The organism is Jeongeupia sp. HS-3 (genome assembly GCF_015140455.1).
Taxonomy (GTDB): domain Bacteria; phylum Pseudomonadota; class Gammaproteobacteria; order Burkholderiales; family Chitinibacteraceae; genus Jeongeupia.
The window spans coordinates 2,315,114-2,327,626 of the sequence record NZ_AP024094.1 but is presented as its reverse complement, the minus strand read 5'-3'; the positions used below and the strand labels follow the sequence as shown (position 1 = coordinate 2,327,626).

Sequence of the window (12,513 nt, the reverse complement as noted above, 5' to 3'; positions counted from 1 at the left end):
CGTCGCCTCAGACGAAACCGCCATGTCACGGCTTGCGCTCTCCACCGCATTGCTGTGCCTGGCGGTTTTTTCATGCCCGCCGGCGATCGCCGCCAAGGGCGGCAGCCTGCCGTCGCATTTCGGTGATCGGCTCGAAGCGGCGCTATCGTGCCGGGGCGAGTGGTCGACCGATTACTGGCAAGGCTATTTGCGCAAGCATCTGGGCAAGCCCTTGCGCAACTGGGGTGGTGCCGACTGGTTCGACGCGCGCAATGCCGATCTTGCCGGTGTTGCGGCCCAGGAAGTCTTCATCAATCCACCGCAGAGCGGCACGCTGATCGTCGGTGCGCTGATCGCCCAGCCGATCGACGCGGTGCGCGCCCGGCTGGAGGAGCGTCTCGGCATGCGTTTTCAGTCGCTGCCCGGGCCATATCCCCGCTATCTCTCCGCTACCGGCAGCGTGCTGGTCGGCGTCGCCAATCGCCAAACCAAGTGGTATTGCGCGCGTTGGGACTTGGGCAATCGCGCCTGATTCCGCAGTGATCAGCTTGATGTCATAACCATTGATCACTCATCTGTAATACCACTTCCCACCGTTTATCCGTCAGATAGCACCGCTCGTATTGCATGAGATTTGTACGCGCTTTTTTTATTCTTACACGCTTTGTTTTTATATGTACGGAGCAAGAAAGCAGTTGGCGATGATTGCGTGAGGGGTGCTGTTGCTGGCGTGACGTAGGTGGTCGGTAAAGCGCAACAGTGTTTGTAGTTTTGTTAAAGAAGACTACGTGGATGCTAGTGAGAAACTTACATCATCATTTGATTATGTTGCACCGCACTGTCGGATTATGTGTCGATTATCGACGTTAATTGCCAATTGCTGCGTGTAATGCTGCTATGCAGCATTGGCTTATGACGTTGCACTGGTAGTTGGCGACTACATCCCGGAAATGACGTCTATCCGCCCGATAAACGGCCCCCGGCTGATGTATTGACATCGGAAGGGCGCTATCCGCTAATGAACCCTGTCGCAAACGACTACGCCCTAAGGTGAGCGTTTGCAGCTTGGTGGTGGGGTTGATGCTGTCATTAAACTGACACTTAAGCGTTGGCCAGCATGACCAGTCGATGCGCGTGAATAACGCCAAAATACAAGAGGATGGAGACGCTTTATGTCGCAATTCAATCGTTTTGCCCTTGCCGCCATTCCGGCTGCGCTGATCGCCGCTCACGCCTACGCCGCTCCGGCTTGGCAGGAAGGCCAGACCTACACCGCCGGTACTGTCGTGTCGTACAGCGGCAGCGATTACCAGGCGTTGGTGACGCATACCGCCTACGTGGGCGCCAACTGGAACCCGGCCGCGAGCCCGACGCTGTGGACGTTGACCAGCACCGGTACGCCTACTCCGACGCCAGCTCCTACCCCAGCTCCGACTCCGACTGCCACCCCGACGCCCGCACCTACGCCAGCGCCGACCCCTGCACCTACGCCGAGCGGCTGCACCGCCTGGGCGAACACTGCCGTCTACACCGCGGGCCAGTGCGTGAGCCACAACGGCGCGACCTACAAGGCCAAGTGGTGGACGCAGAACAACGTCCCGGGTACTGAACAGTACGGCCCGTGGGAACTGCAAGGCACAACAGCACCGACCCCGGCTCCGACCCCAGCTCCGACCCCAGCTCCGACCCCGGCTCCGACCCCGGCTCCGACCCCGGCTCCGACCCCGGCTCCGACCCCGGCTCCGACCCCGGCTCCGACCCCGGCTCCGACGCCGGCTCCGACCCCGGCTCCGACCCCGGCTCCGACCCCGAGCGCCGGCAAGCAAGTGGGTACCTACTTTGCTGAATGGTCGATCTACGGTCGCAAATTCTTCCTGAAGAACGTTCAGGACAGCGGCCAGGCAGCCAAGCTGACCTTCCTGAACTACTCGTTCGCCAACGTCTACAAGCAAGGCGACGGCACCTACAAGTGCGATGCCAGCATCACCCGCGCCGAGAATGGCAACGGCGACGGCGGCGACGCGTGGGCGTCGTACACCAAGGGCTTTGCCGCCAACGAATCGGTCGACGGCGTGGGCGATGCCTGGGGCGCCGATGGCGTGGGCGCACTGAAAGGTAACTTCAATCAGTTGAAGAAGCTGAAGGCCAAGAACCCGCAACTGAAGGCGCTGATTTCGCTCGGCGGCTGGAGCTGGTCCAAGTGGTTCTCGGCGGCTTCGGCCACCGATGCCGGCCGCAAGGCACTGGTGTCGTCGTGCATCGACCAGTACATCAAGGGCAACCTGAAGTACGACTCGGGCTCGAACGCGGGTGGTCCGGGCACCGGTGCCGGTGTGTTCGATGGTATCGACATCGACTGGGAATACCCGGGCGTGCAGGGCATCGGTTATAACACCGTGTCCGCTGACGATACGAAGAACTTCAACTTGCTGCTGAAGGAGTTCCGCGAGCAACTTGATGCCTACGGCGCAACGAACGGCAAGAAGTACCTGCTGACCGTGGCGATTGGCGGTGGTGCCGACAAGATCGCGACGACCGAACCGGGCGAATACACCAAGTATCTCGACTGGGTCAACATCATGACCTACGACTACAACGGCGCTTGGGCTGCCAAGGGTCCGACCGACTTCCATTCGCACCTGTACGCAGATCCGAACAGCCCGAATTACATTGATCCGAAGACCGGCAAGCCGGGCCTGGGCGCGACCTACAACACCGACAGCGCCGTTACCGCGTTGCTGGCTGCAGGCGCACCGGCCGCCAAGCTGCACATCGGCGTTCCGTTCTACGGCCGCGGCTGGACCGGTGTCACCAACGCCAACAACGGTCTGTACCAGGCGGCAACCGGTGCGGCAGCGGGCACTTACGAAGCGGGTTACGAGGACTACAAGGTGCTGAAGAACGCCGCCGGCACCTTGCATGTCCACCCGGTGACCAAGCAGTCGTACAAGTTCGACGGCAAGACCTTCTGGTCGTACGACACCCCGGCCGATATCCAGACCAAGATCGACTACGCCAAGTCCAAGGGCATGGGCGGCATCTTCAGCTGGGAAGTTGACGGTGACACCACCGACGGCGAGCTGGTCTCGGCCATGGCCAAGATCCGCAACTAAGCGGCAAACATGATCCGGCTCGAATGAGTGCGTGATCCCTGGGCCCTCCCGGTTTATGGGGGGGCCTTTTTACGGGCGCCGCTCGGCGGCCCGCTAGAAAACCAAGTATGGATGGAGACTGTCGATGTCTTATTTCAACCGTTTTGCCTTGGCTGCCATCCCGGCGGCGCTGATTGCCGCTCATGCTTATGCCGCTCCGGCATGGCAAGAAGGCCAGACCTATGCCGTTGGTACCGTTGTGTCGTATAGCGGCAGCGATTACCAGTCGCTGGTGACACATACCGCCTACGTTGGCGCCAACTGGAACCCGGCGGCGAGCCCGACGCTGTGGAAACTGGTCAGCGCCGGTACGCCGACGCCAGCCCCCACGCCAGCCCCCACGCCGGCTCCGACGCCAGCACCGACTCCCGCACCGACCCCCGCGCCGACGCCAGCAGGCTGCACCGCGGCCGCATGGTCGTCGACGACCGCGTACAACGGCGGGGCAACCGTCAGCTACAACGGTCGCACCTATTCGGCCAAGTGGTGGACGCAGGGCGACGTGCCGTCGAGCAGCGTGGGTGACGGCAAGCCGTGGAATGATCTGGGCGTGTGTGGCCCGGTGGCGCCGACGCCAGCCCCGACTCCGGCGCCGACCCCAGCTCCAACCCCGGCTCCGACGCCAGCTCCGACCCCAGCTCCGACCCCAGCGCCGACCCCAGCGCCGACCCCAGCGCCGACCCCAGCTCCGACCCCAGCTCCGACCCCAGCTCCGACCCCAGCGCCGACCCCAGCGCCGACCCCAGCGCCGACCCCAGCGCCGACCCCAGCGCCAACCCCGGCGCCAACCCCGGCGCCAACCCCGACTCCGTCGGGTGATCTGCCCAAGCATGCGCTGATCGGCTATTGGCACAACTTCACCAATCCGAGCGGCCCGACGATCCGGATCAAGGATGTGACGGACGACTGGGACGTGATCATGCTGTCGTTCGGCGACGATGCCGGTAACGGCGCGGTGGCGTTCAACCTCGACCCGAACGCCGGCACCGAGGCCGAGTTCATCGCCGACATCGCCGCCAAGCGCGCCAAGGGCAAGAAGGTCGTGCTGTCGCTCGGCGGCCAGGAAGGCCGGATGACGCTGAACACGCGCGAGAACGTGACCAACTTCGTCAACAGCCTGCACGGCATCATCACCAAGTACGGTCTCGACGGTATCGACCTCGACCTCGAAAGCGGTGCCGGCGTCGTGCTCGGCACACCGATCATCAACAACCTGATCACCGCGATGAAGGAACTGAAGGCCAAGGTCGGCCCGACCTTCTACCTGTCGATGGCACCGGAGCATCCGTACGTGCAGGGCGGTTACGTTGCCTATTCGGGCATCTGGGGCGCCTACCTGCCGATCATCGATGGCCTGCGTGACGATCTGAACATGATCCACGTCCAGTACTACAACAACGGCGGTCTGTGGACGCCTTATGGTCAGCTCAATGAAGGCACGGTCGACGGTCTCGTCGGTGGTTCGCTGATGCTGATCGAAGGCTTCAAGACCGTCGGTGGCGCGGGCTGGGAATTCAAGGGCTTGCGTCCGGATCAGGTCGCCTTCGGCGTACCGAGCGGCCGTAGCTCGGCCAACACCGGTTTCGTCACCGTCGACGTCATCAACAAGACCATGAACTGCCTGACCAAGCTGGTCGATTGCGGCACGGTGAAGCCCAAGCAGGCTTATCCGACCGCGCGTGGCGTGATGACCTGGTCGATCAACTGGGACAAGCACGACGGCTACAACTTCTCGGCGCCGGTCAAAGCGCACCTGAAGACGCTGCCGTAATCACGCCTAAGGCGTTGATGGCTGCATCCAGCCGGGACGGTTCGCCGTCCCGGTTTTTTATTGACCTGCGTCGCCCGCACATTGGCGTGATCGCCGATAATTGCCGCTTTACCGCACGATTCTGCCGCCATGATCGAATCCGACGTCGACCTCAGTGCCCGCAACACGCTCAGACTCACCGCCCGTGCCAGCCGCTACGTGGCCGTGCACGATCCAGCCGAACTGTCCGGGCTGTGCGCCGATCCCGAACTGGCGGCGTTGCCGTGGCATGTGCTGGGTGGCGGTAGCAATCTGGTGCTGCCCGACGTGGTCGACGGTTTGACGCTGCAGGTCGAGATCAAGGGCAGGCGGCTGGTCGGCGAGGACGAACACGCGGTCTACGTCGCCGCCGGTGGTGGCGAGCCCTGGCACGATTTCGTCATGTGGACGCTGGCGCAGGGCTGGGGCGGGCTGGAAAACCTGGCGCTGATCCCCGGTTGTGTTGGCGCAGCGCCGGTGCAGAACATCGGTGCCTATGGCGTCGAGGTCAAGGACACGCTGTTCGAGCTGAGCGCGTATCGGCTCGATGGCGGTGCCAAGCGCGTCTTCAGCAGCGCCGACTGTCGCTTCGCCTACCGCGATAGCGTTTTCAAGCAGGAGGAGGCGGGGCGCTGGTTGATCGCCGAAGTGGTGTTCCGCTTGCCCAAGCGTCCCGATCTGCATACCAACTACGGCGACATCGACGCCGAACTGGTCAACGCCGGTTTGCCGCGCACCCCTGCCGGCGTGGCGCAGGCGGTGATCAACGTGCGCCAGCGCAAGTTGCCCGATCCGGCGGTGATCGGCAACGCCGGCAGCTTCTTCAAGAATCCGGTCGTGCCGGCCGCACAGCGCGACGCGCTGGTGGCGCAGCATCCGCAGCTGGTGTCCTACCTGATGCCCGGTGAGCATTACAAGCTCGCCGCTGGCTGGCTGATCGAGCAGGCCGGCTGGAAAGGGCGGCGGCTCGGCCCGGTGGGCATGTACGAGAAGCAGGCGCTGGTGCTGGTCAACCACGGTGGCGCGCAGCGTGCCGATGTTGCCGCGCTGACCGCCGCGGTGCAGGCCGACGTGATGGCCCGGTTCGGCGTGCAGATCGAGCCCGAACCGGTCTGGTGGTAAGCGCGGCTAACAAAATCCTGCTGGCTGCGTTGTGCTCACTTGCCGTACTACTCGTACCGTCTGCGTTTCGCACGTCAGCACCGCTTCACTGAATTCTGATAACCGCTCCAAGCGATCAGCGCGGTGGCGTGACCGAGCGCAGCGCACCGCTGTCATACCAGTATTCGGCCGAGCGAACGCGGGCCGAGCGCGAATCCAGCGTGCATTGATAGCGCAAATCGCGCTCGTCGTTGCGATTGCGCGCTTCACCGCTACCGAATACGCGCAGCTCGTTGCCTTGACGCTCCAGCTGCGGCTGGCCGCGAAAGCGCAACTTGCCGTCGCCGTAGTTGCGGCGAGCGAATTCGTTCTGCACGGCATCCTGGCAACGGCGGACGGCGTCGCCCTGGCCGTATTGCCCGTCATTTCCCGAGCCGCGCTCATCACGCCAGCGGACGACGATGGTGTACGACGCGTCGCCAGCGCGTGAGTCGTAGATTTCTATCTGCGCCGGACGATGGCCACGCGGCGCCGTGGTGCGAACGATCTCGCCGCGACCATTGCGCAGGTCGACGCGGAAATCACGTGGATTGTCCGGGAGCGGCCCGGAGCAGCGCACCGGGCCGAGCGGATGGTGACGGCCGTTGAGCGTGCGAACCCGGATGTCGTTGCCGCGCATTTCCAGTAGGACGCGATCATCGACGCGCTGGCGGATTTCGCAGTAGCCCTCGCCACCGCCATGGCCGCCGCTGCTCCAGATGCGGGTGCTGCTTTCACTCTCGGCGGCAGCAAGCTGACTGGCGAAGAGCCCGGCCAGCGCGACAGGCATAAGCCATCTTGTCATGGGGCGATCCTTTCTTCGTTTGCTTTGCAGCAGCTTAGGGCGGGCATCGCGGCACGACAAGAGAGCATGCTCACAGCGGCGAGGCGAGCGCCGCGAGCAGCTTGCCGTGTACGCCACCAAAGCCGCCGTTGCTCATCACCAGGACTTGATCGCCCGGCTTGGCCATTGTCGTGACCGCAGCCACCAGCGCATCCAGATCGGTGAAGGTCTGCGCCTTGCTGCCCAGCGGCGCCAGTGCCTCGGCCGGATCCCAGCCAAGGTTGGCGTTGTAGCAAAACACTGCATCGGCCTTGGCCAGGGAGACCGGTAGCGCGGCCTTCATGGTGCCGAGCTTCATCGTGTTCGAGCGTGGCTCCAGCACCGCCAGAATCCGGGCATCGCCCACCTTGTGGCGCAGCCCGGCCAGCGTGGTCGTGATCGCGGTCGGATGATGGGCGAAGTCATCATAGACGGTGACGCCACCGGCTTGGCCTTTGACTTCCATCCGGCGTTTGACATTGGCAAAGCGCCCGAGCGCGGCGATCGCCATCGCCGGTGTCACGCCGACGTGGCGGGCCGCAGCGATGGCCGCCAGCGCGTTCAATGCGTTGTGCTCGCCCATCAACGTCCAGACCAGTCGACCCTGTGATTCGCCGTTCAGCAAGACGTCGAAGCCATCGTCGTAAACCGCGCCGATGGCCCAGCCGGATTCGACACCGAAACGCTCGACCGGCGTCCAGCAGCCGCGCTCGAGCACGCGATCAAGGCTGGCTTCTCGACCGTTGACGATCAGCCGGCCGTTGCCGGGGACGGTACGCACCAGATGATGGAATTGCGTTTCGATCGCCGCCAGATCGGCGAAGATGTCCGCATGATCGAACTCGAGGTTGTTGAGGATGGCCGTGCGCGGCCGGTAATGGACGAACTTGCTGCGCTTGTCGAAAAACGCAGTGTCATATTCATCTGCTTCAATAACGAAAAACGGTGAGGTACTCGCCGCGTCCTGCGCCGGCTTGCCGGGCAGTCGCGCCGAGATGCCGAAGTTTTCCGGCACGCCGCCGACGAGGAAGCCGGGGGCGAGGCCTGCGTCTTCGAGAATCCACGCCAGCATGCCGCTGGTGGTGGTTTTGCCGTGGGTGCCGGCAACGGCGAGTACCCATTTGTCCGCAAGGATGTGATCGCGCAGCCATTCGGGGCCGCTGGTGTAGGGGAGGCCGGTGTCGAGGATGGCTTCCATCAGCGGATTGCCGCGTTTGACGACGTTACCGACCACGTAAAGATCGGCGCCGAGTTTGAGTTGTTCTGCGTCCCAGCCTTCGATCAGCTCGATGCCGAGCGCGGAAAGTTGATCGGACATCGGCGGATAGACGCCGGCATCGCAGCCGGTGACGGTATGGCCGGCCGCGCGTGCCAGTGCGGCGACGCCACCCATGAAAGTGCCGCAAATGCCCAGAATATGAATATGCATAAAACCCCTTATGGCCCTTGACGGATGGCGCGCATTGCCTTAGATCGCGTACAATTCCATACGCCTAACTTAACAAAAAAAGCTAAAAAGAACATGAGCATAACCTCGCCGGAAAGCCCGGTCGAAGTCGCCCGAATTGCGCTGAAACGTCTGTCCGAACGCGGCTTGCCGCCGACACCGGACAACTATGCGCAATTCTACAACGCCATCGTCACGATCAAGTCGCCGGATGCCAAGGCGCCGGAAGATTTGCAGCAGGCCTGGCAGGTGCTGTGCCAGGTCGACGAGGTGGTGGGCGAAGCCAGCGAGGCCATGCAACAGCTGATCGATACACTGGGCGATGAACAGGGGGCGATGATCGCCAGTCTGGGCCGGCTGCGGCATGTGCGTGAAGCTCATGCCGAGCAGCGCGCCAGTGTCGAGGAAACACATACGACGCTGACGCATCTGCTCGACAGCGTGATTACCTCCACGCACTCGATCCACTCGACCGTCTCGGCGTCGCACAGCGATCTGCAGACCATTCGCGAATCGGTGCGGCATATCGAGCAGGATCTGGCATTCAACCGGCGCATGCTCGAACAGGATGCGCTGACCGGTACATTCAATCGGCAGGGGCTCGATCACCACCTCGCGCGCGAGGTCAAGCTGGCGCAGCGGCAGGGCGGCAAGCTGACCGCGGTGATTTTCGATCTCGACGACTTCAAGCAGATCAACGATGTGCACGGCCATCTGATTGGCGACCAAGTGCTGGTGCACATGGCCAATCTGACCCGGGTGGTGCTGCGCGAAAGTGATCTGCTGGTTCGTTACGGCGGCGAGGAGTTTCTGCTGCTGTTGGTCGATACCGACGTCAACGGCGCGAGCTATGTGATTGACCGGCTGCGCACGGTCGCCAACCGTACGCCATTCGTGCATAAAGGTCAGCGCGTCGATGTGAGCTTCTCGACCGGGATCGCCCAGCTGCGGGCCGATGAAAACGGCCGGGCCTTGCTGCTTCGCGCCGACGAGGCGCTATACCGCGCGAAGACCGGCGGAAAAAGCCGTACCGAGCTTGCGCCGGCCTGAGCGACGGCAAGATCCCGTGCGCCGTGGATGCTGTGGATGTTGCGACGTCGCGAAACAGAAGGCGAAAAACCGGCGATGAGAACGGCCATGCGGCGAGTGGCCTCATCCCCGGAATATGGCTAGGCCGGCTGTGTCGCCTTGTTTTCCCGTCTGGCGATGTGGCGGGGGTGCCGCGCCGGACTGCATCAATTGCGCCAGAATGCCGGCGTGAACAGCACCAGTACTGAAAATACCTCCAGCCGGCCAAGCAGCATCGCCAGTGAGCAGATCCACAACTGGGCATCGCCGAGCACGCCGTAGTTCGACGCCGGGCCAACGACGCCTAGGCCGGGTCCGGCGTTGTTGATGCAGGCGAGGATGGCCGAGAAACTGGAGACGAAATCGAGGCCGGTCGCCAGCAGCGCGAAGGTGAGTACGACGATGCTCATGAAATACAGAAATATAAAGCCGAGCACGGCGAAAATGACATGACCCGGAATCGCCATCCGGTTGACCCGGAGCGGCCGTACCGCGTTCGGATGCAGCAGCGTGGTGAATTGCCGCCCGGCCTCACGCACCAGCACGATGGTGCGGATCATCTTAATCCCGCCACCGGTCGATCCCGACGACGCGGCGATGCACGACAACAGCAACATCCACAGCGGAACGAAAATCGGCCACTGGCCGAAATCGGTGCTGGCAAAACCGCTGTCGGTCGCGATCGACACCAGGTTGAAGGCCACATGCCGGAAGCTGGTCAGATAGTCGCCATAGGTGTTTTGCCAAACCAGATAGCCGGCCAGAAGCACGATGCTGCCGACAATCAGCAGCAGCATTGCCTTGAATTCGGAATCGCGCCAATAGCCTTTGAGGCTGCGCCCGGTGAGCGCGATGTAGTGGGTGGCGAAATTGGTTGCCGCCAGCAGCATGAAGACGATCAGGATGGCCTCGATCACTGGCGAATTGAAGTAGCCGACGCTGGCGTCGTGAGTCGAAAAGCCACCGAGGCACAGTGCGGCAAAGGCGTGGCAGACGGCATCAAGCCATGACATCCCGCCGATGTAGCGCAGCATCAGCGCACAGGCCAGCGTGAGGCCGGCGTAGATCAGCCACAGGTTGCGCGCGGTTTCGCGGATGCGCGGCGTCAGTTTGGCGTCCTTGATCGGCCCGGGGGTTTCGGCCTTGAACAGCTGCATGCCGCCAACGCCGAGCATGGGCAGAATTGCCACCGCCAGCACGATGATGCCCATGCCGCCGAGCCAGTTGAGCAGGTGGCGCCACAGATTGATCGATTCGGGCAGGTGATCGAGCCCGGAGAGCGCAGTGGCGCCGGTCGTCGTCAGCGCCGACAGCGTCTCGAAATAGGCGGCCGAAAAGCGGATGTCCGGCATGTGGAACAGTAGCGGCACGGTCGCGACCGCCGGCAGCAGCGTCCATAGGCCGACGACAAGGACGAAACCGTCGCGCACCTTGAGTTCGCGGCGAAAACGTCGGGTCAGCACGATGGTGATCACGCTCAGTGTCGACAGCCCGGCCAGCGCATTGATGAAATGCCACAGCGCCGAATCGCCGTAGTAGAGCGAGACGCCGATCGGCACCAGCATGGTGAACGAGAAAATCAGTGCCACCCGCGCCAGAACGCTGACGACCGGCAGGATGCGCAGTGCGGCGGAAACGCCGGCCGGCAGCGCCATCAGGGCCGGGCCGCGTGAGTTATGGCGCATCAGAAGAATCCCAGCTTCACGGCAAACAGTTTCTCGACTTCGCCTATGCCGCGTTTCTTGTCGACGAAAACGATCACATGGTCTTCGGCTTCGATCACGGTATCGTGGTGCGCCATCATGACCTCGTCACCGCGGATCAGTGCGGCGATATAGAGGCCGGCGGGCAGGTTCAGCTCTTCGATGCGCCGGCCGACGACGCGCGACGTCGCGCGCTTGCCGTGGGCAATGATTTCCAGCGCCTCGGCCGCGCCGCGCCGCAGGCTGTGCACCGCGGCGATGTCGCCACGACGCACCCGTGCCAGCAGCGAGCCGATCGTCGCCTGTGCCGGTGACAGCGCCACGTCGATGCGGCTGCCTTGCAGCAGGCCGACATAGCGCGAGCGGTTGATGATGGCGATGACCTTGCGCGCGCCCATCTGCTTGGCCAGCAGGCCCGACATGATGTTGTCTTCATCGTCGCTGGTCAGTGCCAGATACAGGTCGGTCCGGTCGATCTGTTCGGCGTCGAACAGCGTTTCATCGGTGGCGTCGCCGGCCAGCACCAGCGTGTTCGGCAGCGCTTCGGCCAGCCAGTGGGCGCGATCGCGGTTCGATTCGATCAACTTGACCTGGTAGTTGTCCTGCAGCGCCTGTGCGAGCCGGAAGCCGACATTGCCGCCGCCAGCGATCATGATGCGGCGGATCTTGCGCTCTTCGCCATGCAGTTCGCGAATCACCGCGCGCATGTGCTTGCTGGCGGCGAGCACGAACACCTCGTCGCCGACTTCGAGCACGCTGTCGCCATCGGGCCGGATGTAGCGATTGCGGCGGTAGATGCCGACGACGCGACTGTCGACATTCGGTAGCAGCTTGCACAGCGTCGAAAGCGCCTTGCCGTTCATGTGGGCATCGGCTTCGACCCGGACGACAACCATTTGCGCCTTGCCGTCGGCAAAATCGAGCACCTGCAGCGCCTCGGGGGTTTCCACGAGACTGACAAGATAGTCGGTAACGATCTGTGCCGGCGTGATGACGTGATCAATGGCGAAATTGCTGGCATCGAACAGTTCGGGGCGCGAAAGGATGTCGGGGTTGCGTACCCGGCCCAGCCGGGTGGGAACGTTGAAGAGTTCGTGGGCGATCTTGCACGCAACCATGTTGACTTCATCGCTCGGCGTCACCGCCAGCAAGAGGTCGGCATCGCGGGCGCCGGCGGCCTCGAGCACCGCGGGGCTGGCCGCATTACCGACCACCGCGCGCAGGTCGAGCCGGTCTTGCAGCGCTTTCAGGCTGGCGGCGTTGTCGTCGACCAAGGTGACATGGTAGTGCTCCTGCACCAGCTGTTCGGCGACCGATGCACCGACACGGCCGGCGCCAAGAATGAGGATGTTCGACACGGTTCTTCCTGGATCTGGACCTGAAATGCTGAACGCAGCCGTTGGCCGGCTGCG

General features: G+C 63.2%; 9 protein-coding genes. 5 read left to right on the top strand and 4 right to left on the bottom strand.

Translation table 11 applies throughout. From position 1 onward, the window contains the following. Positions 1 to 22: 22 nt before the first annotated feature. From JLC71_RS11115 to murB, 4 genes are all read left to right on the top strand, one after another. Complete coding sequence (locus JLC71_RS11115; RefSeq protein WP_200915482.1) at positions 23 to 511, top strand: hypothetical protein; 489 nt, start codon at positions 23 to 25, stop codon at positions 509 to 511. Positions 512 to 1,151: 640 nt separating this feature from the next. Continuing rightward, positions 1,152 to 3,092, top strand: coding sequence for a glycosyl hydrolase family 18 protein (locus JLC71_RS11110; RefSeq protein WP_200915481.1), 1,941 nt, complete (start codon positions 1,152 to 1,154; stop codon positions 3,090 to 3,092). A gap of 124 nt (positions 3,093 to 3,216) precedes the next feature. After that, positions 3,217 to 4,902, top strand: a complete 1,686-nt coding sequence (locus JLC71_RS11105) for a chitinase (RefSeq protein ID WP_200915480.1) — start codon at positions 3,217 to 3,219, stop codon at positions 4,900 to 4,902. Positions 4,903 to 5,031: 129 nt separating this feature from the next. Beyond that, positions 5,032 to 6,042 carry a UDP-N-acetylmuramate dehydrogenase gene (murB, locus tag JLC71_RS11100; RefSeq protein WP_200915479.1) on the top strand — a complete coding sequence of 337 codons (1,011 nt, stop codon included), beginning with the start codon at positions 5,032 to 5,034 and terminating at the stop codon, positions 6,040 to 6,042. Between the two features lie 115 nt (positions 6,043 to 6,157). On the opposite strand, the gene JLC71_RS11095 is transcribed toward murB, so the two are convergent. After that, positions 6,158 to 6,865: a hypothetical protein gene (locus tag JLC71_RS11095; RefSeq protein ID WP_200915478.1), complete on the bottom strand. Its 708-nt coding sequence runs from the start codon at positions 6,863 to 6,865 to the stop codon at positions 6,158 to 6,160. Between the two features lie 70 nt (positions 6,866 to 6,935). Further along, positions 6,936 to 8,312, bottom strand: coding sequence for a UDP-N-acetylmuramate:L-alanyl-gamma-D-glutamyl-meso-diaminopimelate ligase (gene mpl, locus JLC71_RS11090; RefSeq protein ID WP_200915477.1), 1,377 nt, complete (start codon positions 8,310 to 8,312; stop codon positions 6,936 to 6,938). Between the two features lie 93 nt (positions 8,313 to 8,405). Between mpl and JLC71_RS11085 the strand changes: the two genes are divergently transcribed. After that, the gene (locus JLC71_RS11085; protein ID WP_200915476.1) at positions 8,406 to 9,380 is read left to right on the top strand and encodes a GGDEF domain-containing protein; all 975 of its coding nucleotides are present in this window, start codon (positions 8,406 to 8,408) and stop codon (positions 9,378 to 9,380) included. 185 nt (positions 9,381 to 9,565) lie between these two features. Here the strand turns inward: JLC71_RS11085 and JLC71_RS11080 are convergent, their stop codons facing one another. Then, positions 9,566 to 11,053 carry a TrkH family potassium uptake protein gene (locus tag JLC71_RS11080; RefSeq protein WP_200918341.1) on the bottom strand — a complete coding sequence of 496 codons (1,488 nt, stop codon included), beginning with the start codon at positions 11,051 to 11,053 and terminating at the stop codon, positions 9,566 to 9,568. A 29-nt stretch (positions 11,054 to 11,082) separates the two neighbouring features. Further along, positions 11,083 to 12,459, bottom strand: coding sequence for a Trk system potassium transporter TrkA (gene trkA, locus JLC71_RS11075; protein ID WP_200915475.1), 1,377 nt, complete (start codon positions 12,457 to 12,459; stop codon positions 11,083 to 11,085). Between the last annotated feature and the right edge of the window lie 54 nt (positions 12,460 to 12,513).